The sequence below is a fragment of the Priestia sp. YIM B13490 genome, from assembly GCF_042787735.1.
GTDB lineage: Bacteria > Bacillota > Bacilli > Bacillales > Bacillaceae_H > Priestia > Priestia megaterium.
The window spans coordinates 437,880-457,607 of record NZ_JBHZOT010000003.1 but is presented as its reverse complement, the minus strand read 5'-3'; the positions used below and the strand labels follow the sequence as shown (position 1 = coordinate 457,607).

The following is a 19,728-nucleotide window of genomic DNA, read 5'->3' as shown; positions in this document are numbered from 1 at the left end:
ATAAAATGCGGAACCAGCCAAACAATGAAATCCAAATAGGAATACTAAATAAGGTTCCCCAAAATAAACCTTTCAAAAAGTTCCCTTGATTCATTCTGATATTCCTCACCTTCATCGTATGTTGGTTTTTAGTCTAGCGCAGCTTAATGAAATTTTAGTGAAAAATAAAAAAAGAAGCAGTTGCTTCTTTTTTTATTTATTATAAAATTGATGATCGTACTTAATTTTCGGCAGCTCGCGTACTTCCTGCGACATTTCCGTTCCGCACATCGGACAGTTATAATCAACCGTAACAAAATCTTCTCTCATCCACCCATTACATGATTCAGATTGACACGCGTATACAGTCGTATCCATCATTTGATCTACTTCTTCTTCTACGGCTTTTTTTGCAAAATACATGTGCACAGCTCCCTTTTTTTCTTAGTATATGTAAAATTCCCATTTTTTATTTACAGCTTGATTACTTTTTCATCCGGCGTTATTGGACACCACTATTTAATTGTGTATAATTAAATAAAAAGCAATAGACTGGAGGCAACATGAATGGAACAACTTTATAAGCAGCTGCAGCTAGAAAACCAGCTTTGTTTCTCAATTTACGCCACGTCTCGAGAAATTACAAAGGTGTACAAGCCGCTGCTCGATAAATTAGGAGTAACCTATCCGCAGTATTTAGCCCTTCTTGTTTTATGGGAACATGAAACACTCAGCGTAAAAAAAATGGGCGAACTTCTGTATTTGGATTCAGGCACCCTTACTCCTATGCTAAAAAGAATGCAGGATCAAGAATTAGTGATTCGTCAGCGTTCTCATGAAGATGAACGCGTTGTTTTTATTAGTTTAACCGAAAAAGGAAAAAAATTACGTGATAAAGCTTGTCATATTCCAGAAGAAGTTTTTAGTATGACGAATAAGTCGCAAGGAGAATTAGAAAAGCTGAAAGAAACGCTGCAGGAGTTATTGCAATCACTGCATACGTACAATCAAAAATAGACCATATAAAATTGCACATAAAAAAGCGCCTGGATTTAAGAAAAATCCAGGCGCTTTTTATTTACTCAGCCGTTGTATTTAACGTTACGTTAACATTCCCACGCGTTGCTTTAGAATACGGGCAGAATTGATGTGCATCTTCTACTAGCTTCTCAGCTACTTCTTGTGAAACGCCTTTAATATGAGCGTTTAACACCACTCCAATTTTAAAGCCATCGTCAGTGTGGTCTTTTAGTAGACTTACCTCTGCAGTAATAGAAGAATCAATGTCTTTTTTTTGTTTCTTAGCGATTAAATTTAAAGCACCGTCAAAACAAGCAGAATATCCTGCTGCAAACAGCTGCTCGGGATTTGTTCCTTCTTCTTTGTTATTTGGAGAAGGATTTACAAGGGTTAAATCAATAATACCATCATCTGATTTAACTCGACCATCTCGGCCTCCTACCGCTGTTGCTTTAGATGTAAATAGTACGTCTGACATAAGATCACCTCATAGATTATTTTATGTAATTTCATTGCAGACAATCAAAAAAGTCGCAATCAAATTCATTTTGTAATCACTTTGATTACCGTGATAGTAATGTACTTCCCCTTCTATAATGAGTGTAAACCTATTATTTTATACAAAAAAAGAGAGTTACCTCTCTTTTTTTCCTCTTTGTTTTTTTAAACCGCTTTGAATAATGTTATCTCCATATTTTTCACGCAAACTTTCGACCGCTTTGTATAAAGGCTCTTTTTTTGCTTGCTCTCCATATGTAAACAAATCTAACTGTTCTTCTTCCTGAACATGGTGGCTCACTTGAAGAGCAGCTACGCCTAATAAACGAATCGGTTCTCCGTTCCAATGCCTTTGAAATAATACTGCACTGTAATGAAAAAGATCGTTCGGCTCGCTAATTGCTTTTGAAATAGTTTGGCTTCGAGTAATGGTTTTAAAATCACTGTATCGTATCGTTAATTGAATCGTTTTGCTTACAACTTTTTTCGCTTTCATACGAGAGCTTACAGAATGCGATAGTTTATTTAAAATAGGGAGAACTTCATGTTCATCTACTGCATTTTGAGATAGCGTCGTAGAGTTTCCAATAGATTTAAACTGTGATTGGCGATCAGGGTTCACCTGTCGATCATCTTGGCCCCATGCTCGTTCTTTCATAACTTCTCCTTTTATTCCGAGAGTTTGTTTAAGAAGACCGGGAGCCGCGTTTGCTAGATCACCGATGGTTACCACCTTAATCGCATTTAGCTTTTCAGCTGTTTTTTTACCGATTCCGTGCATTTCCTCCACCGCTTTTGGCCAAAGAACGGTTTTAACATCTCTTTTTCGAAGGACGGTAATCCCTAAAGGTTTTTGCATATCACTTGCCGTTTTGGCCAAAAATTTATTCGGCGCGATTCCAATTGACACAGGAATTTGCAGCGTCTGTATTAAATGCTGCTGAATTGACTTTGCTATGTCAAGAGGAGAGCCTAATTCAGCACAGTTTGTAATATCCAAATAGCCTTCATCAATGGAAGCAGGCTCTAAAAGAGGTGAAATGGTTACTAAATAATCAAACATGTTTTTGGACACTTGGCGATATAATGGAAAATTAGGTTTTATAACAACCAGCTCAGGGCATTTTCTTTTCGCTTCCCAAAGAGGCATTGGCGCATATACTCCGCGTTTACGAGCAATATAGTTACAGGTTACAACAATTCCTCTTCGTTCCTTTGGATTGCCAGCAATAGCAAGAGGCTTATCTTTGAGCGTATGATCATGTGCGGTTTCAACAGATGCATAAAAAGCATTGGCATCAATATGAAGAATAACTTTGCCTTTTTTAGGGTACATCATTTTCATACTATCACCTCTTTCTGTATAATTAATCCCCGAAAGAAGAACGTACATTCTTATTTATTATAACTCTTTTTTTCTAAGTTGTGCGTACCTATACTTTATTTTTATTTTGAGCGAACACTGTGTGTCACTCTCTCGTATTCTAATGAAGAAAGGAGGAAGAAAACGTGATTGATCAGCTTATCGGAGCCATTAACCAATTAGGCTACGGATATTTCTTTTTTATCATTTTAGTCGGAGCCAACCTTACTCCTATTCCTGACCCGGTATATATTATGCTTGCGGGCAGTCAGGCTACATCTCCGTCCGTTCAGTATATTCCAGCTTTTATACTTACCTACAGCGGCATGATGATTAGCTTATATCTTAAGTTTTTGATAGCCAGTCTTTTTTCAGCTCAGGCGCTTGCGCTATTAAAACGCCCGCGATGGGAAAAAAATGTGATGAAAGTCGAGCGAACGATTCAAGAATATGGATCTCACGCCATCATTGCAAGCTACTTTTTACCAGGAATGCGACATGTGATGCCTTTTTTTCTCGGAGCAAGCGGAATGAAGCATCGGCATTATATTAAAGTCTCATTTTCTTTCGGTTTTATTTGGACGCTCGCTTTATTTATTTTCGGTTCCTTTTTTAATACGACATCTTCTTATACGGACGTGATTGAGATCACTTTAGCTTTTTGTGCGATCAGTTTGATTATCTATGCCGTCCAAAGAAGAAAAATACGAAAAAAACAGCAGTAGTTTGTGTGAGAAGTTCTTTTTCACAAACTGCTGCTGTTTCATTTATATTAAATGACTTCATTATATCCCTTTACAAAGTATTTGCGCGCGCGGTAAAGAGCTGATTTTAACGTAGTCATCTGCATATTTAATAACTCCGCAATTTCTTCATATTTAAATCCAAATCCATATTTTAATAGAAGCAAATTGCGATACTTAGGATTCAATTTATTTAAAATCGCCTGACATTCAGCCGCTTCTTCATTTCTAAGCACCTGCTGAATAGGCGTATACATAACAGGCTCTTCTTTGTAAGAAGACGTATAGCGGTCTTTCACTATTTTACGCCTTCCTAAATCACACCGTTTATTTAATGCGACGCGAAACATCCAAGCTTTTATTCTTTCAGGATCGACCATTTCTTGTTTTTCTAAATATTTTAATGCTACTTCTTGCGTAATATCTTCGGCGTCTTGTCTATTCACGCCATTTTTCAACAAATAAGCCAGTACCTGATTTAAATAATCTTGCAATTCCTCGCCGCACATAATAAGTTCTCCCTTGTTATTTTAGTTTTTCTTTTAATTTTGTTGGAATCATGTTAGCATCAAACATTTGAACTTCAGGACTTGAATTTTTGTAACGAAAAACAACTATATAATCCCCTTGTTCTTGAATGGTTGTATGCGAAAGAAAATAATCGATTTGTTTGGAATCTTTAATAGTTAACGCACCTTTTCGTTTAGTCAGAATAGACGGATTGTTTATCCATGAAGGCTGAAGAGTTTCGTGATCTTTATTTTTTAAAACCACAACATTTGAAACGTCTTCTGGCATGATCCGAGCATTTTCAAACATTTTTTCTTGCTTGAGCCACTTTTCAACTCCTTTATATGATTTCTCAAAAGGTATGGAATCTACAATCTGTCCATTTTCATCCATAAAATCAATGCTAGACCAACTTTGTTGTCGACTCTTGGTATCTTCATAAGTTTGGTTTTGTATTGATGTTCTGATTGCCCCTTTTAAACTCTCAATTTTGTTTGGATCTTTAATTGTAATAGGTTCTGATTTTTTATACATTGCATCAATTTGAACTTCTGTTACATACCTCATATTTTTATTATGAGGTTCTAAAATATAATAAGAATGGTTTTTATACTCAGGTGTTTCAATAATTCGTTTGTAAAACGCTTTATAATCCGCTTCACGTACCCTATATTGTCGAACAACTTTTTTTCCATTTTTTAAGTTATAAGCAAATGTTATCTCACGAGCTTCTCCAGACTGCATTTCTCTTTTGGAAATATTAGGATGATCTTTTATAATTTGTTTATGCAATACTCGTATAAAATTAATGGTATTCTTACTAGAATAATAGTAAGGCGGTTTATAATAATCCCCTTGCTCTATATCGTGACTTTTAGAGTTATCTGTTAAAGAATAGCCGTCTTCACCAAAATATACAGATTGAATGTTTTCTTGATTCGGTAGATAGGTAGAGTAACCAAAAACATCCACTTTTAATCCTACCCCTATAACAATAGCCACTGCCACAAACAATATGTAGCCCTTCCATTTTCTAAATACACGCCATGTTTTAGCTAAAATCATATGTCCAAGAATATATCCTAATAAGGAACCAAAAACATAGCCGAAAATAAGCCATTTAAAAGAATCCTTCATTTCGCCGAAGTACATTCCCCACAATAACAGTGAACATGTCGTCAGCCCATAGATAAAAATAGGTTTTAACCATTTAAACGCAATTGCATGAGTAGCGATTTCTAAACTTCTTTTTTGATATGCAATACATGCAATAAAACAAAGCACACAAGCTACAACTGCATAGATTACTAGACTTAAATAACTTTCTTTTCCAGTATCTAATAAATCTATAATACGGACAAACGGAACTAAATTTTGGATATTTTGTCCTGAATAATAGTTCGTCGCAAACCCATACCAATAAAAATTAATATTCATAATAAAAAATTGGATCAGCGCAGCCGGAAGAATAAACAATATATATACAAACGCGCCTTGCAGTATTGACATGCCTGTGAACATACCTGCAAATACTGCTCCAGAAAAAACAAAGATATTCAAAACAATAGTATTAATAGCCCAGTGGAGAATTAACTTTAGCGTATATAAATCTTCAACATTTACTGAATCTTTAATAAGAAAAAGGACGATGGCTGAAATGATAACAGGTAAAACTAACGATACAATCCCTAATAATACGTTTTGCCAAAACAGCACACCTCTACTTATTGGTAAACTATGAATATAATCAGCGGCTGATTTAGTTTGAATATATCTAAATAAAAATATAGCTAACACCACGGGTACAGTAAACATAAACAAAAATTGAAGGCTTTCAGCAACTTCAAACAGAGTCTTTAGTTTTTCTGTATACATTCCATCTTTATTAACTTCACCTGTATACCTCAAAATAATTTGAAGTGGTACGATAAATAAAAGAACAAGCGTATATAAAGCACCAACCCATCCTACATTCCTGACAGATTGAATCCACATGCCGCGGTTAAACGATGATGTTTTCGATTGCATAACCCACATCCCCCATTTCATAAATAAAGATTTCTTCCAGCGTAAGTGGCAAGATGTCAAAAATTAAAGGCTTATACGATCGAACTTTGTTGACTAAGTGATTTTCTTTTCCTCGAACAATACAAAGCAAGACGCTTCCTCGTTTTTCTTGATATAAAATGTCCAGCGTGTCATAAAGCGCTAGCGGCACATCTCCTTCAAATGCAACTTGAATTTTGTGCACGTCTGATTTTAAATCATCCAGCTCTTTTTCAATTAATAATTGACCGCGATGCAAAATGCCTACATGATCACAAAGATCTTCCACTTCTCGTAAGTTATGTGATGAAATTAAAATCGTCATTTCCCGTTCTGCCACGTCTTGGACAAGAAGGTTTTTAATTTTTTGACGCATTACCGCATCTAACCCATCGAGCGGCTCATCTAAGATAAGTACATCAGGCATAGCAGACATCGCTAACCAAAAACCTACTTGACGCTGCATTCCCTTGGACATTCTGTGTACCTTTTTATGTAATTGAATTGGGAAAGCTTCTTTTAATTTTTGAAACCGCTCTTCGTTCCAAGTCGGATAGACGCTTCTATAAAAAGACGCTAATTGCTTAATCGTTGTTTGAGGGAAAAAATAAAGAGAATCTGGCATAAAAATAAGACGTTCTTTTAAGCCAACGTTTTCAAATACTTCCTCGCCGTCTATTGCGATTTTCCCGTGATCTTGCTTGTAAATACCTGCAATGATTTTTAATAGCGTTGTTTTCCCTGCCCCGTTCGAGCCAAGCAGTCCGTAAATAGATCCTTTTTTTATAGAAAGCGTGACGCCTCTTAGAGCTTCCATTTCTTCAAACTCTTTTTTTATCGCCTTCAGTTCAATCACTATCGCTTCCTCCTTTTACTGCTTTTTCAGCCTGTGAAATAAGTGATAGAATTTCATCTTTATCCATCCCTAAATACATAGCTTCTGCCAACAGTTTTACTAATTCTTCTTTCATCTTTTTCACCTTCTCGTTATTTAGTGTATCAACTTGAGGCGTTACAAAACTTCCTTTGCCTGGAACTGAATAAATATAATTCTGATGTTCTAGTTCACGATACGCTTTTTGAATTGTATTTGGATTAATCGTTAATTCTTTTGCTAACAGCCGAACAGATGGAAGCTTTTGATCGGCCTTAAAAACTTCATGAATAATAAGCTCTTTCAATTTATCTACTAATTGCTCGTATATCGGCTTGCGACTACGAATATCTAAATCGAACATAGTCTGCCTCCCTTCATCTACCCAAAATCATGATGTGTGTACTAGGTGTATTAACTGTATTACTCATCGTATTACAGTTAATATTATAGTATGTTTTTTGGAAAAAACAAGTACTTTTTTTACTTTTGTTACAAAATGATGACAAAAAAGTGTTTAATAGCTTTATAGGGGAAATGCAAATAACTGTAAATAAATTGCGTGTGTTGCCTTCGTTATAAGCCAAAATACTCCTTTAAGTCAGCCCCTCGTTTTGTTTGTCTTAACCAAGTACCTCTAGTTATTACAATAGTAATGTTTTATAATGTTTATAATTAATTTTTTTAATATAAAAGGAGCCATACTCTATGTACTATGATGCGTTAAAGACGTTTGTTTCTGTTGTAGAAGAGCAAAGCTTTACAAAAGCTGCGGAAAAGTTAATGATTTCACAGCCAAGCGTAAGCGTACACATCAAAAATCTTGAAAAAGAATTTCAAACTTCCCTGTTCCTGCGTTCACCTAAAATGTTAAAAATCACACCCAGCGGCGAAATTTTATACGATCGTGCTAAACAAATGATTCAGATATATGAGCATACGAAACGAGATATTTATGAACATCATCACCGTGTCAAAGGAATGCTAACGATTGGCGCCAGTTTCACGATTGGTGAATATATTCTCCCTTCATTTTTAGCAAAGCTTCGTGAACAATATCCTGATATTGATGTAGAAGTGACTATCGGTAATACAAAGGAAATCGCTCAGCTTGTTCGTCATTTCAAAGTAGACGTAGGGCTTATTGAAGGACACACGGAAGAATCCGACTTACATATTCAGTCATTTATGGACGATGAGCTTGCCATCGTTGCGTCAGTGGATCACCCTTTAGCTCAGCTTAAAAAAGTAGAAATTGATGATTTACAAAATCAGCGGTGGGTGGCGCGTGAAAAAGGCTCTGGAACAAGAGAATATTTAGATCACGTTCTAATGTCCAACGGTTTAAAAATGAAAAGCATGCTAACGATCAGCAGCAATCAAGGAATTAAAGAAGCCATCGTTCACGATTTAGGAATGTCTGTGCTGTCGCTTTGCGCTATTAAAGAAGATGTTGAACAAAAACACCTATCGATTCTGAACGTTAACACCGCTCCTTTTAAGCGCCGTTTCTCTTATATCTATCCTGCTAACAGCGCTCATAAAAAAGTAGCGGAGCTTTTTATTCAGCTTTTAAACTAAAAAAAGACTTTCCACACTGAGTGGAAAGTCTTTTTTAGTAAATAGCCATACATGTCTTTACATTCTTTTTTAGTGAACATGCGTCTGCTGAGCCGGCATTTTGGACAAACGAACAGCTAAGAGAAAAGCTGTTGTAAGAAACACACCAATTAAAGCAATAACACCTTTCCAGCCGTACGCACTCCAGCATAAGCCAGCCACCGTCCCTCCAACGCTTGATCCTGCATAGTAAAAAAACAAATACAAAGACGAAGCCTGAGCTTTGTCATGAGTGGCTCTTCTTCCCACCCAGCTGCTTGCGATGGAGTGACTTCCGAAAAAGCCAAAAGTCAGCAGAAAAAGCCCGGTAATTTTTATCCATAAAACCGGATGCAGCGTAACAATCGAACCTATAAGCGTAACAGCAATCGTACATAACAGCACTTTTTTCCGGCCATATAGATCCGCTAGCGTCCCCATCCAAACCGAGCTGAATACTCCCACAAAAAAAATAACAAAAATAAAACTTACAAGCGTATGATTCCAAGAATACGGAGGAGCGGATAAAGCGTATCCAATATAATTGTATAAAGCTACGTTACTTCCAAGCAGCGCAAAACCAATAGCAAAAAGACAAAGCATTCCTTTATCTTGAAGATGACTGCGAAGAGAGCCAGTAAGCTGACGAAGTTCAAAGGATCGTGAAGTGAAGTTTTGTGAATCTGGCAAGTTCATAAAAAAAACAAAGGTGGCTAATAAACTGATTACGCTTACAACATCAAGAGCTACGGACCAGTTGAAATATTCCGTGAGCACCCCTGTCATAAGCCTTCCCGCTACGCCTCCAAAGGCGTTTCCGCTTATATAAATTCCCATCGCTTTTCCTAAACTCCCTGGTTCAATTTCTTCTCCTAAGTAAGCCATGGCCACAGAAGGCAGCCCTGCTAAAACGATTCCTTGAATGACGCGAAATACTAACAGCGTTTCAAAGGTAGAGCTAAATGCTGTCATGATGCATAGCAATGACGCAAAAATTAACGATAGACCCATCAGTTTCTTTCGTCCCCACACTTCTGATAAAGAACCTAAAAAAAGCATGCTAACAGCTAGCGTGATGGTTGTTAACGAAAGAGACAAGCTGGCAAACGCCGGAGATATCCCGAATTCTCTAGAAAATTCGGGTAAAATGGCTTGTGTACAATATAAAATCGAAAATGTGTTGAAGCCAGCTGCAAAAAGCGCAACATTTGTTTTGCGAAAAGCTGATGTTCCAATTACGGTATAATTCACAGTTGGTCACTTCCTTTTTTCTCTAAAAAAAGCATATCACGGTTTTTTTATTCTGTATAATTCATTATGTAAATCGTTTTCATGCATTTCAGTAATGAGTGAAGTGAAAATAGGAATGGACAACAGCCTTAGTATTTTCAACCGACTGTATGCAAGACTGTTATGCTTTCTCGTTTTACACACACATAAAAAAAGTCGAGCCAGTTTTTCATGGCTCAACTTTTTTAATCCAGTACATAAGATGCTAATACTTTTTGCACGTCGTAAATGCTTTTATCTTTACGAAATTCTTTTGAGATCGGTGCACTAGAACCCGATACCCAAATATTTAATTCCGCATCTAAATCAAATGTTCCAGCCGTTTCTACGCTAAAATGGGTAATCGTCTTATAAGGAATGGAATGATAATCTGTTTTCTTTCCCGTTACTCCTTGCTTATCAACAATAATTAAGCGTTTCGTCGTAAACACCATTAAATCGCGAATGACTTTATATGCTTGTTCCACTCGCTCGTTGGCAATTAAGATATTTTGTAAGTCTTTTTCAGTTCCTCTTATATCTGCTTCTGATGCATTTCCTAATAGTCCATCTAATATACCCATGCTGATCACTCCTTTATATCTACACTACCGCATTTTGTTCTGTCTGAAAACCCAAAACGTTTTTTTAATGAATTAATTTACTTTCACGCGCTTTTTTTGTTAATTTTGCACTCGTTTTACTAAGGGGCTTATGAAGAAAAATGCCAACGAGCAGCACGCCAAGCCAAATGCAAAGAAGAACGGTAACGTCTTTTCTTACAATGTCCGCTAACATGCCTCCTACCACTTCTCTCATCATGCTTATTGCATAGGTAAATGGTAAAAACGGATTGATTGCTTGAAAAAAAGCAGGCACGACTTGAATCGGAAATGTACCTCCTGCAGCAGAAAGCTGAAGCACAAGTAAAACAATCGCCATCGCTTTTCCTGCATTGCCAAATATCGCAACAAGCGTATAAACAATCGTCATAAATACGAAGCTGCACAGCAAGCCTAAAAAGATAAAAGGCACTTTATCTACGACATACGTTTTGATTAAAAATAAATCCCCTAGCGTCACAATAAAAGCTTGCACGAGAGCAATAGACAAAAACGTTAAAAGTCTTCCAAGATAGACTTCATAGCTTTTGAATCGTTCTTCATCCGCTACTTCTACGCTTAAAATCGAAACTAACAGCAAAGCTCCGACCCACAAGCAAAGCGTTGTATAAAACGGCGACATAGCTGAGCCGTAGTTCGGAATCGGGTAAAGCCTTTCTTCTTTTAAAAGAACCGGCTTAGCAAAAAAGTCACTTTCTTTTTGCACATCATTCTTTAGCAAATTAATAATATCTTCAATATTTTCTTTTTGCTGAAATTCTCGTATTTTATCTGCTATATTGTGCACGTTTTGTTCAATTCGCGGAAAGTCTTTTGCTATTTTCCCAAGCTCCTGCTGTCCAAGCAAAATGCCACTGGCTGTTTTAGACAGAACGTTAGAAACATCCGGTATGCTTTTGTTAGCTTCATCAAGCAGTGAGTTTGCGCTTGCCGTTTTATCTTTCGCTTCTTTGATTGCTTGTTCAACAGCAGGCACAATCGTAGAAGAATATGAGTTCGTTAACGCATTTAATCTAGAAACAGCTTGATCGGTGCGAGAGCTGAACCTATCAAGTACGCTTTGATTGGGAACATCCCCATTCTTTGTTTGTTGCTGCAGACTGTTTACATCCGAAAGTTGCTGCTGTAAAAGCGTATTTACATCTTTTACGTCATTAATAACAGGTGAAAGAACTTTTTGTTGAGATAACGCATTTAAATCTGTAAGAAGTGTAAGAATCTCTCCTGTGTCAGCAATTTGTTTTGTTAACTGCCCTTTTAGCTGTTCCGCTGCTGCGCTGACTTCAGCCGGTGCTATATCTTTTTCCATCAGCTGATTCTTCAATTCTTGAACTCGGAGAGCTCGTTGCTGAACCCGCTGCAGCGTTTCGTTGATCGTTGGCTCGGCGTTTTTTAAAATTTCATCGCTTTTAGTTAAAAAAGTGTTTAGCTGCTGAGTCATCTGTGCGCCGTCAGCTGTTAGTCTCTCTACTTCAGGAAGAGCGGCCTGAGCTTTTGATACAATGGCTCCAGCTTTTTGAGTGGTGTCATTCGCTTCATTAATTACTTTTTTGATTTCAGGAAGACGATTTTCAAGTTCAAAAATCCGTTGTTCAACTTGTTGAATGGTCGGCAAATCTCGCTGCAGTGTAATACCTAGTTCGTTAAACACTGAAAAAATGGCTCCATTCGCTGTTTTGACGAATTTTTCACTGATTTGTTGTGTTAAGCTGCTGGCTCCTTTACTTGTAATTTTAGGCGCCACTGCGTTTATTTTTTCGTTCACTTTGTAAATAATGACCGGTTTTTCCAAACGATCTTGAAGAACGGTACCAAGCTTTTGTGAAAAATCTTTTGGAATAACAATACTTGCATAATAGTCACCGTGCTTTACTCCGTGATCAGCTTTTTCTTTTGAGACAAACGTCCATCCAAGCGTTTTATTTTTTTTTAACGTTGCAATAATATCTTTTCCCACGTTCACGTGCTGACCTCTTATCGTAGAACCTTCATCTTCGCTCGTTACTGCAATGGCAATACCTTCAGTCCGCCCGTATGGGTCCCAAGATGCTTTTATATTAAACCATGCGTAAAAAGACGGCAGAATCATAAGCGTCAGCACAATGATAATCATCGCCCAATTGGTGAAAATTCTTTTTAAATCCCGCGTATAAATATAAACAGTATTTTTCATATGTCCCACCCAGTTTTATTGTTACAAGTTAGCTTATCCATGTTCGAAGAAACATATTTCTGATACTATAGAAAAAGTTAGATATGGTTTTACTAGAAAGGATGATGAATATGACAGAAAGACTTTATTATAGCAATCCCTACATAAAAACATGGGAAACTGAAGTGATAGAGACGCGCTCTCTTTCGAATGGCTACGCATTAACGTTAAAACAAACCGCTTTTTATCCAGAAGGAGGCGGGCAGCCTTCTGACTACGGTAATATTGCCGGAATCGACGTGAAAGATGTTTATGAAGAAAATGGAGAAGTATATCATATCGTCGATACACTCCCTGAACAAGCGAACGTCACGTGTGAAATTGACTGGCATCGCCGCTTTGATCATATGCAGCAGCACAGCGGACAGCACTTACTTTCGGCTTTATTAATCGATACATATGATATTCACACCGTTAGCTTTCACTTAGGAAGCGAAGCAGTCTCTATCGATCTGAATGTACCTCAGTTATCTCATGAGCAGTTATTACACATTGAAAAAGTTGTAAATGACGCTATTTACAGCAACCGTCACATTAAAACGTACGAAGTGAAAAAAGAAGATCTGCATACTCTTGCGCTTCGCAAAGTGCCCGACCTAGAAGACGAAGTGGTACGCATCGTGGAAATTGAAGGCATTGATGTTTCTGCCTGCTGCGGTACTCATGTGAACCAAATTGGAGAGCTTGGCCTTATTAAACTTACGAAAACAGAAAAGCAGCGCGGCAATACACGCCTCTTTTTTAAATGCGGTATGCGTGCATTAGCTGATTATCAGCAGTCTCAAGAAATCGTGGCAGAACTTAGCAATAAATTCAGCACAAGCCGTGAATTAGTTGTAGAACGCATTAAAAAATTGGAGACTGAACAAAAAGAGCTGCAAAAACAACTAGAAGAATTAAAAAATGAAAATGCAGCTTATTTAGCAAGTGAATTAGAAGCCAAAAAAGAAGGTTCATTTCTGTACCATCACTTTGAAAACCGCACATTAAAAGATGTGCAAGCTTTGACGAAGCAGCTGCTTCAAACACCTGATACGACGCTTCTTTTTGCCTTTTCAAGTGAACAAAAAGTCTTACTGGCTCACAGCGGAAGTGAAGTAAAATGCGGAGAACTTTATAAAGAGCTGCTTCCGCTTTACGATGGAAAAGGCGGCGGCGGACCAAAACAAGCTCAAGCCAGCTTTTCATCTTCTGAAAATATGAACGCATTTATTAGCGCAGTAAAAGAAAAAATAACGGGAGCATAACAAAAAGCCTGTCTTTTTTAAAGACAGGCTTTTTCCACTCAATCAGCTTACTAAATAGCCAATTAATAATCCAATTGATAAAGTAAATCCAAAAAACGTATTTGTTTGCGCAGTTGCTTTCATTGCAATAAGCTCTCCGCGTACAAATGCTTGTACGGCTTGAATTGGCTTAGGTGCACTAAGAAACACTAAGAAAATCCAAGGGCTAATATCGAAGAATACCACTAATGCAACGGTCCAAATATAGGCAATGCCAAACAAAGCAGCTAAAAATCTAATCGCATTTTTAGAACCTAATAAAATAGCTAGCGTACGACGTCCGCCTTTTGTATCTTCTTCTATATCGCGAATGTTGTTAGACAAATTAATTGCACCTACTAAAATCGCAATCGGAAGTGATACAAAGATGCTTTCAGACGTTACGGTATTCGTTTGAATAAAAAATGAAATTAACACGAACATCGCGCCCATGCAAAGACCTGAAAATAATTCTCCAAACGGCGTATACGCAATCGGAAGCGGTCCGCCCGTATACAAATAACCAATCGCCATACCTACTAATCCAACTAAAGCAAGCCACCAGCTGCTGTTTGCACATATATATACACCTAAAATAAGAGCAATTCCATAAGAAATAAGTGCTAAATTTAATACCGTTTTCGGTTTCATGCCGTGTCTGACGATGGCTCCTCCGATACCTACGGAGTCTTCTGTGTCTAACCCGCGTTTAAAATCATAGTACTCGTTAAATAAGTTCGTCGCAATTTGAATCCACAAACATGAAAAAAGCATCGCAAGAAACATCCAAACATTCACATGGCCATAAAACATGGCTAGAACTGTTCCAATTAAAACCGGTACAAACGATGCTGTTAGCGTATGAGGACGGGTTAATTGCCACAAAATCTTCCCTTTACTGTACTGCTCGACTGCAGCTTTGTTTTCTTTGTTATGACTTGTCATCATCCTCTTCCCTTCTATTACGAACCGTATCTCTATTTAAAAGTGCCGCTTTTAATATAACGAATGATAGCAAACTTACTCTAATACAATACACGTCCGCCCAACAAAAAAATCACGGAACTCTTTAAAATATAAGTTCCACTCTATATCATAATAATTTATTGCTCTTTTTACAAGATGACCGCTTATACATTTCCGATTTTTTTCTACAAAAATCTGCTTTGACGCAGAAATTCATAGGAAAAAGATAAAAAACCTTTATGAAAAAGCAGATTGAGACATAACTACATCAATCCCATCTAAAGAAGCACAAATGGGATACACGAGCTGAACTGCTTGTTACACCGCAGTTGATTTCCGTGCAAGGCTTCGCTTTCCGCGGGCGGCCGGTGAGCCTCCTCGTCGCTTGCGCTCCTGCGGGGTCTCACCTGTTCCGCTTTTCCCGCAGGAGTCTTCGCCTTGCCCTCCAATCAACTGCTAGAAGGAACGAAACACATGAAAGCTGCCTTCACAATAAAAAAGCCGAACGAATTGGATTCTCAATCAAAAATCCAACTCGTTCGGACAAGCCACTTTTTATCACTACATCTTAGTAATTAAAATCTTCGTCTCCGTGTCTTCTGCGGAATCTTTTATGAAAACACGAATCACATATGGCGTGATCATGATTCCAAGGAAGGTCTTTAGAACACGTACTGCATGTTCTTTTAAATTTTTTCATATCTTTTCTTAATACGTTATGGATTTTATCTGTAAGCTCTTCTCGGACACGCTCCCAGTAAATAGCCTCTGGCCTTCTGTCCATTCGATATAAAAATAAAAGATGCAGGCCAATCGCCTTATAAGATAGCTCTAATTTTTCCAATGAGCCTTCTATCATCCGTGGTTCAGGTAACTCTTCCCTGTTAACAATCGCATTCATGCTGGCAACCCACTGCTTTTTCAAAGAGCTTTCTTTTGCTGAAAAAGGCAGCTGCAAGTAGCCGTATAAATCAACAATGGGCATTTTCGCTTCAATCAGCGTGTCTTTTACTTCCTCATAAAGCTCACGTTCTTGTGCCAAATTTGATTTTTGTGTACCTTTTGGATTTTGAAATTTAGCCCACATGTCAAAAAACGTTCCGAGGTCATGATGATATTCTTTAAATCTTCTTAGCATATCTGAAGTAGGAGCAATTGAAAATTTGCTGATTTGCTCGTCTGTTGAAAATAACAGTTCTCTCATTTGCTTTGCATCTTTAGCGAATGCAACTTCTCCAACATTGTAGAGGCCCTTCCTTCCAGCACGGCCTGCAATCTGCTTTAACTCTTGAGAAGTCAGCAATCTCCTCTTTTGCCCGTCAAATTTCATGTTTTCTAAAAGGACAATTCGTCTAATTGGAAGATTTAATCCCATTCCAATCGCATCTGTAGACACAATGACATTTGTTTCTCTATTAATGAACTGCTCAATTTGTTTTCTTCTCGTTTCAGGCGGCATACTTCCATAAATCACGCTAACTTTGTGACCATCTTTTTCTAGCTTAGCCGCTGTCTGGAGCACTTTCTTACGCGAGAAAACAATTAAAGCATCTGCGGGTTTCACTTGTTCAATTTTGAAATTTCGAAGATCTACTTTTAAAGGTATATCTCTTTCATACTCATGAATTTCTGAGATCACACCGTCTAACATCTCTTCTAACATACTTCGAATGCTTAAACTCCCGATAACATGAACTTGTTTAGCATTAGCTCGGGTGATGGCTTTATACCATGAAAATCCCCGGTCTCGGTCTTGAATCATCTGTGCTTCATCAATTACGGTTACATCGCCATGTTCTAATTCGCTAAACATTTCTACGGTACCGGCCATATGCTGAGCGTCTTCAACAATCTTTTCTTCTTCACCTGTTTTTAACGAACAAGCAACTCCGTCTTTGTTCAGCTTTTCAAAAACTTCTAAAGCTAACAAGCGAAGCGGCGCTAAGTAACTACCCGAAGCAGCTTTTTTTAATGACTTTAATGCCGTATACGTTTTTCCTGTGTTTGTATCACCGAGATGAAGGATGTATTCCGTTTCTTTCCTTGGGTCCATTTCGTATTCTGCACCAAAAATATAATTTAACTGTCGCTGTTCTTCTTCAATCAGCTTTTTCTTTTCTTCACGTTCACGTTCTTGTTGTAACCTTCTTTCTTCCAGCTGCTGTTGATATCTCTCTTGATGTTCTTCAATCGTTAAGTTGTGATCTGAAACTTCTAGTACATCGGAAAGCTTTTCTTCTACGAGCATTCTTTTATATTCATAGACCAAATCCGATAGATCACTTCTAAGTGCTTTTATAATATCCATTCTTGTTACCGAAGCATTTGTATAAGTTTTATATTCTTCTTTAAATGAAGCAGGAAGGTCATCCATAATCATAGTTGGAATGATTTCATAAATCTTATCGGTGATAAATACCTCGTATACATCTTCATACGTTTCAAACAAGATAATCGTTGAATATCTGTCTAATTCTGAGCTTACGCCGCCGGTGAGCTCTTGAAAAAAGTCATGAACCGTTTCATAATCATGGCGTGTTAAATCACCGTTTGTTATTAATTCATCTTCAAGTTCAGTATGCGGCGCATAGTTTTCAATATACTTTGAGTTTGTTTTAATGTCTTTTGACAGCTGATGGGAAAGCTGTTCTCTTATATGTAGGTAATACAGCTCTTTATTTACTTCCAAGATAGGAGCTGCTTCTAAATTTAACTGTAATTGATACCTGGCTTTTCGATCATTAATACTTTGCTGTCTTTCTTTCTCTTTTCTTTCTTCTTCTTTTTCGGCAAATTCAGCTCTTGCTTCTCCATATAGAGATAGCCACTCCGCTTTATTGCCCTTTCCGTACTGTTTTTCTAGCCAAGAAAAAGCATCAAACTCTATACCCTTTCTTGTTTCTTTAGCAAATAACTTATCTATAGCTTGAGGTTTATACCCTTTTACCTCAAAGCCTTTCTCTGTTAAATATGACTTTCTGTTTTTTTTAGATACAGAAGAAACAACTGCTTTTCTCCACGTAGTTCCCCAGGCCTTTTTAATAAAAGAGTGCCTGTCTGTTAAATAAGTCTCAAAATCCGGACATTCGTCTTGTTCACCTAATACGCTTTTTATATCCTGTAGTAATGTATGTTTAGTTTTTTCAATGGCCCTGCTTTGAATAGCCTCTAATTCGAGCATAAAATTCTCCTTTGGAAAGTTTTCCTACATTTATTATAGGAAAGACCCCTGACAGAATCAAATACATGTTATTACTTTATTTTCAGCTCGATCAAGAACCTCTCTTTTCCCCGCTTTTGCTTATTTCTTAGCTATTTTTAACACAAAAAGCTCCTTTAAATAGGAGCTTTTTGATTATTTTTGATAATTCAGTCTATTTTAAACGTATATCAAGCATTTTTGTCGATCCCCTTTGAGTAAGGGATGGAAAGCTGTGAAAGTTTGGTTAACAATACATGCAAAACACCTGTAAATAAAAAAGCTAAGATCGTTGCGCCTGTGGCTAGCGGGTGAACGTACGTAAAATAGTAGGCAAATACAGCCCCCACTATGTAAGATACATACACATGAAGGTTAAAGCCTTTTGTATACCAGTACAGTTTATTTTGTTTTTCTAAAATAGCTGAAACGTCATAGTGTTTTCGGCGAATGATATAATAATCAACAAGAACAATCGCAATAATAGGAATAAATAAGACACCGATCATAAGCAAAAAGCTTTGAAAATTTGTCATCAACCACTCTTTTAATAAAGAACCTAGGACTGTGACAACTCCCGTAGTTAGTGCCGGTATCCAGAACCTCTGCTTTGGAAAAATAGATAAATAAGACATTGTCGCGCTATACAATACCATTACGTTGGTTGACAGCACCGATAAAAAAATTACGAGGGCAGCTACTAACCCTAACATCGGACTATATGCGCCAATTAAATTTACCGGGTCATACGTTTGCGTCATATTTCCGAGAATTGAAAAACCAGAAACCGTTGCGCCTAACCCCATCGCAATTAAAGTTGCGACGTTATACCCTAAATAAGTTCCCGCAATGCCCGTTTTTTCAGATTTACAGTTTCGGTTATAATCGCAAACAATAGGAATCCACGTAAAAGCTGTAGCTACTACAATATCAAAAGCTAACATCCCTGTAATACCAGGATTTTCGCTTGCTTTCATTTGAATTAATTTTGCTGCATCAAATTCAATAAACAAATAGCTAAACACCACGGTTGCTAAAATGACCATAAGCGTAGCTACTAATTTTTCCGTTGCTTCAATACCTTTATGTCCGTATATAGAAATAGCTACTACCAACACTTGAGTAAGAATTGTAAATAGATTGATATTGCTGTAACCGGTCAAAAAAGTAACGGCATGATTTAAACTTAGCCCTGCCATGTAAGCTTGAATCCATGCCCAGCCGATTAACGTAATAAGATTAACAGCAGCAGGAAGCATAGCACCTCTTTGTCCAAAAGCTGGTCTCATCAAAACCATGGTTGGAAGACCGGTGCGAGTTCCGATATTCCCCATCAGCACGAGCGGTATGGCGCCAACTAAAGAGCCAAGCACAATAATAAATAATGCCTTTAAAAAGGTCATATCGGGTACAAACAGCATTCCGGTAAAAACGGTCGTTACCACCACATTGGCTCCTATCCACATGGAAAATGTAGAGAAGAAGCCCATACTTCTTTTATTCATTGCAATCGGCTGCACATCATCATGGGCGAGACCACTTTTTGTTGTCATTCCTATTCC

The 19,728-nt window shown here is 37.5% G+C and carries 18 protein-coding genes; 4 read left to right on the top strand and 14 right to left on the bottom strand.

Going from position 1 to position 19,728, the window contains the following annotated elements; all coding sequences use genetic code 11:
• Window positions 1–192: 192 nt before the first annotated feature.
• Window positions 193–402 (bottom strand): cold-shock protein, encoded by a 210-nt coding sequence (locus ACFX4R_RS12215; protein WP_013056977.1) that lies wholly within the window; start codon window positions 400–402, stop codon window positions 193–195.
• A 144-nt stretch (window positions 403–546) separates the two neighbouring features.
• On the opposite strand from ACFX4R_RS12215, the gene ACFX4R_RS12210 reads away from it, so the two are divergent.
• Complete coding sequence (locus ACFX4R_RS12210; RefSeq protein ID WP_013083086.1) at window positions 547–996, top strand: MarR family winged helix-turn-helix transcriptional regulator; 450 nt, start codon at window positions 547–549, stop codon at window positions 994–996.
• 61 nt (window positions 997–1,057) lie between these two features.
• Here the strand turns inward: ACFX4R_RS12210 and ACFX4R_RS12205 are convergent, their stop codons facing one another.
• Both ACFX4R_RS12205 and ACFX4R_RS12200 read right to left on the bottom strand, forming a co-directional pair.
• Window positions 1,058–1,477: an organic hydroperoxide resistance protein gene (locus ACFX4R_RS12205; protein WP_013056975.1), complete on the bottom strand. Its 420-nt coding sequence runs from the start codon at window positions 1,475–1,477 to the stop codon at window positions 1,058–1,060.
• A gap of 156 nt (window positions 1,478–1,633) precedes the next feature.
• The gene (locus ACFX4R_RS12200) at window positions 1,634–2,842 is read right to left on the bottom strand and encodes a DNA polymerase IV (protein ID WP_162214209.1); all 1,209 of its coding nucleotides are present in this window, start codon (window positions 2,840–2,842) and stop codon (window positions 1,634–1,636) included.
• 164 nt (window positions 2,843–3,006) lie between these two features.
• Here ACFX4R_RS12200 and ACFX4R_RS12195 point away from each other — a divergent pair, with 164 nt between their 5' ends.
• Window positions 3,007–3,585, top strand: coding sequence for a DedA family protein (locus tag ACFX4R_RS12195; RefSeq protein WP_013056973.1), 579 nt, complete (start codon window positions 3,007–3,009; stop codon window positions 3,583–3,585).
• 47 nt (window positions 3,586–3,632) lie between these two features.
• On the opposite strand, the gene ACFX4R_RS12190 is transcribed toward ACFX4R_RS12195, so the two are convergent.
• The 4 genes from ACFX4R_RS12190 to ACFX4R_RS12175 are packed head-to-tail and all read right to left on the bottom strand — an operon-like array spanning window position 3,633 to window position 7,397.
• Window positions 3,633–4,112: an RNA polymerase sigma factor gene (locus tag ACFX4R_RS12190; protein ID WP_165575148.1), complete on the bottom strand. Its 480-nt coding sequence runs from the start codon at window positions 4,110–4,112 to the stop codon at window positions 3,633–3,635.
• 16 nt (window positions 4,113–4,128) lie between these two features.
• The gene (locus tag ACFX4R_RS12185; protein ID WP_162214208.1) at window positions 4,129–6,141 is read right to left on the bottom strand and encodes a DUF6449 domain-containing protein; all 2,013 of its coding nucleotides are present in this window, start codon (window positions 6,139–6,141) and stop codon (window positions 4,129–4,131) included.
• A complete protein-coding gene (locus tag ACFX4R_RS12180) occupies window positions 6,116–7,015 on the bottom strand; it encodes an ABC transporter ATP-binding protein (protein WP_377569655.1) in 900 nt (299 codons plus the stop codon). The genes ACFX4R_RS12185 and ACFX4R_RS12180 overlap by 26 nt, the downstream gene beginning before the upstream one ends.
• On the bottom strand, window positions 7,008–7,397 hold the full coding sequence (locus tag ACFX4R_RS12175) for a GntR family transcriptional regulator (RefSeq protein WP_013083081.1): 390 nt from the start codon (window positions 7,395–7,397) through the stop codon (window positions 7,008–7,010). Before ACFX4R_RS12175 ends, ACFX4R_RS12180 begins: the two co-directional genes overlap by 8 nt.
• A 344-nt stretch (window positions 7,398–7,741) precedes the next feature.
• Here ACFX4R_RS12175 and ACFX4R_RS12170 point away from each other — a divergent pair, with 344 nt between their 5' ends.
• Window positions 7,742–8,614 (top strand): selenium metabolism-associated LysR family transcriptional regulator, encoded by an 873-nt coding sequence (locus ACFX4R_RS12170; RefSeq protein ID WP_013083080.1) that lies wholly within the window; start codon window positions 7,742–7,744, stop codon window positions 8,612–8,614.
• Window positions 8,615–8,683: 69 nt separating this feature from the next.
• Here ACFX4R_RS12170 and ACFX4R_RS12165 read toward each other — a convergent pair whose 3' ends face one another.
• From ACFX4R_RS12165 to ACFX4R_RS12155, 3 genes are all read right to left on the bottom strand, one after another.
• Window positions 8,684–9,883 (bottom strand): MFS transporter, encoded by a 1,200-nt coding sequence (locus ACFX4R_RS12165; protein ID WP_322552043.1) that lies wholly within the window; start codon window positions 9,881–9,883, stop codon window positions 8,684–8,686.
• 224 nt (window positions 9,884–10,107) lie between these two features.
• Window positions 10,108–10,485, bottom strand: coding sequence for a PH domain-containing protein (locus ACFX4R_RS12160; RefSeq protein WP_014460184.1), 378 nt, complete (start codon window positions 10,483–10,485; stop codon window positions 10,108–10,110).
• A gap of 64 nt (window positions 10,486–10,549) precedes the next feature.
• Window positions 10,550–12,697, bottom strand: a complete 2,148-nt coding sequence (locus ACFX4R_RS12155) for a YhgE/Pip domain-containing protein (RefSeq protein WP_237074888.1) — start codon at window positions 12,695–12,697, stop codon at window positions 10,550–10,552.
• A gap of 110 nt (window positions 12,698–12,807) precedes the next feature.
• On the opposite strand from ACFX4R_RS12155, the gene ACFX4R_RS12150 reads away from it, so the two are divergent.
• Window positions 12,808–13,983, top strand: coding sequence for an alanyl-tRNA editing protein (locus ACFX4R_RS12150; protein WP_043982368.1), 1,176 nt, complete (start codon window positions 12,808–12,810; stop codon window positions 13,981–13,983).
• Between the two features lie 42 nt (window positions 13,984–14,025).
• On the opposite strand, the gene ACFX4R_RS12145 is transcribed toward ACFX4R_RS12150, so the two are convergent.
• The 4 genes from ACFX4R_RS12145 to ACFX4R_RS12130 all read right to left on the bottom strand — a co-directional run bounded on the left by ACFX4R_RS12145 (window position 14,026) and on the right by ACFX4R_RS12130 (window position 19,719).
• Window positions 14,026–14,946, bottom strand: coding sequence for a 1,4-dihydroxy-2-naphthoate polyprenyltransferase (locus ACFX4R_RS12145; protein ID WP_025752322.1), 921 nt, complete (start codon window positions 14,944–14,946; stop codon window positions 14,026–14,028).
• A 339-nt stretch (window positions 14,947–15,285) separates the two neighbouring features.
• Window positions 15,286–15,420: a hypothetical protein gene (locus ACFX4R_RS12140; RefSeq protein WP_255293610.1), complete on the bottom strand. Its 135-nt coding sequence runs from the start codon at window positions 15,418–15,420 to the stop codon at window positions 15,286–15,288.
• A gap of 115 nt (window positions 15,421–15,535) precedes the next feature.
• A complete protein-coding gene (locus tag ACFX4R_RS12135) occupies window positions 15,536–18,148 on the bottom strand; it encodes a helicase-related protein (RefSeq protein WP_043982366.1) in 2,613 nt (870 codons plus the stop codon).
• A gap of 209 nt (window positions 18,149–18,357) precedes the next feature.
• Window positions 18,358–19,719: a purine-cytosine permease family protein gene (locus tag ACFX4R_RS12130; protein WP_043982364.1), complete on the bottom strand. Its 1,362-nt coding sequence runs from the start codon at window positions 19,717–19,719 to the stop codon at window positions 18,358–18,360.
• Window positions 19,720–19,728: the final 9 nt, after the last annotated feature.

Bases quoted from the DNA above. Each gene is read 5' to 3' on its own strand.
- ACFX4R_RS12145 (WP_025752322.1), bottom strand. From the start codon at position 14,946: ATGACAAGTCATAACAAAGAAAACAAAGCTGCAGTCGAGCAGTACAGT.
- ACFX4R_RS12215 (WP_013056977.1), bottom strand. From the start codon at position 402: ATGTATTTTGCAAAAAAAGCCGTAGAAGAAGAAGTAGATCAAATGATG.
- ACFX4R_RS12160 (WP_014460184.1), bottom strand. From the start codon at position 10,485: ATGGGTATATTAGATGGACTATTAGGAAATGCATCAGAAGCAGATATA.
- ACFX4R_RS12185 (WP_162214208.1), bottom strand. From the start codon at position 6,141: ATGCAATCGAAAACATCATCGTTTAACCGCGGCATGTGGATTCAATCT.
- ACFX4R_RS12135 (WP_043982366.1), bottom strand. From the start codon at position 18,148: ATGCTCGAATTAGAGGCTATTCAAAGCAGGGCCATTGAAAAAACTAAA.
- ACFX4R_RS12130 (WP_043982364.1), bottom strand. From the start codon at position 19,719: ATGACAACAAAAAGTGGTCTCGCCCATGATGATGTGCAGCCGATTGCA.
- ACFX4R_RS12150 (WP_043982368.1), top strand. From the start codon at position 12,808: ATGACAGAAAGACTTTATTATAGCAATCCCTACATAAAAACATGGGAA.
- ACFX4R_RS12170 (WP_013083080.1), top strand. From the start codon at position 7,742: ATGTACTATGATGCGTTAAAGACGTTTGTTTCTGTTGTAGAAGAGCAA.
- ACFX4R_RS12200 (WP_162214209.1), bottom strand. From the start codon at position 2,842: ATGAAAATGATGTACCCTAAAAAAGGCAAAGTTATTCTTCATATTGAT.
- ACFX4R_RS12205 (WP_013056975.1), bottom strand. From the start codon at position 1,477: ATGTCAGACGTACTATTTACATCTAAAGCAACAGCGGTAGGAGGCCGA.
- ACFX4R_RS12190 (WP_165575148.1), bottom strand. From the start codon at position 4,112: ATGTGCGGCGAGGAATTGCAAGATTATTTAAATCAGGTACTGGCTTAT.
- ACFX4R_RS12210 (WP_013083086.1), top strand. From the start codon at position 547: ATGGAACAACTTTATAAGCAGCTGCAGCTAGAAAACCAGCTTTGTTTC.
- ACFX4R_RS12155 (WP_237074888.1), bottom strand. From the start codon at position 12,697: ATGAAAAATACTGTTTATATTTATACGCGGGATTTAAAAAGAATTTTC.
- ACFX4R_RS12175 (WP_013083081.1), bottom strand. From the start codon at position 7,397: ATGTTCGATTTAGATATTCGTAGTCGCAAGCCGATATACGAGCAATTA.